This is a genomic window from Paraburkholderia fynbosensis (assembly GCF_902859935.1).
Classification (GTDB): domain Bacteria; phylum Pseudomonadota; class Gammaproteobacteria; order Burkholderiales; family Burkholderiaceae; genus Paraburkholderia; species Paraburkholderia fynbosensis.
Genome location: NZ_CADIKI010000081.1, coordinates 1 through 789, shown reverse-complemented (window position 1 = coordinate 789; position 789 = coordinate 1). Strand labels below are relative to the sequence as shown.

The window sequence follows — 789 nt, the reverse complement described above, 5'->3', positions numbered from 1 at the left end:
TCGCTCCTCAAGGGCATGGGCTGCACGACGTATCGCGTGGGGTGCACGCGGGATCAGAATCAGATCAACGCTGTGGTCAAGATCGCGCAGGCTTTCCAGAGTGCTGGCCTCAAGCTGCTCGTTCTGATCAATCAGGGCGTGACAAATGCCAGCGGCCAGCTCTACCCGAACGAAGTCGCGGCCTATCAAGACAACATGGCGGGCGCGAAGATGATTGCCGCAGCATTGGCGCCGTATGGCGTGACGATGTACGAATGCGGCAACGAACTAACGCGCCAGAACGCCACTGTCATCGATTTCTCGTACGCAGGTGCTTTGGCCGTGGACTTCAACAACACCAACTGGCCGATCATGCGCGGTGCGATGCGAGGCATGATTGACGGCGTCAAGTCGGTTCAGCCATCGGCCAAATGCGGTATCAACTTCTGCGTGGCAGACATTGGCGCGGCGGACGCGCTGTGGGAAGGGATGCAACCGGACGGCACCAGCGGCCATCAGCCGTTGCGCTGGGACATTACCACGTGGCACAACTACGCGGCCTACGGCGACATCTTCGCCATTGGTAGCGACGGTAAGGGTCCGACGTTCGACCTGCCAACGTATTGCAAGGCCCGCTATGGCGTGCCGTTCATGATCACTGAATGGAACACGGGTCCTTCGGAGACCGAGACCTTCCGCGCGAGCTACATCACGTCGCAACTGAGCGAGTTCTATGCGGCGCGCAAATCGCATAACATCCAGTCGGTGATGTATTACGTGCTCGACAGTGGCGACAACACCTACGGCATC

General features: G+C 59.2%; 1 pseudogene. It reads left to right on the top strand.

The annotated features are described in order from the left end of the window. A pseudogene (locus tag HV770_RS38090) lies at window positions 1-789 on the top strand (hypothetical protein); the annotation flags it as partial.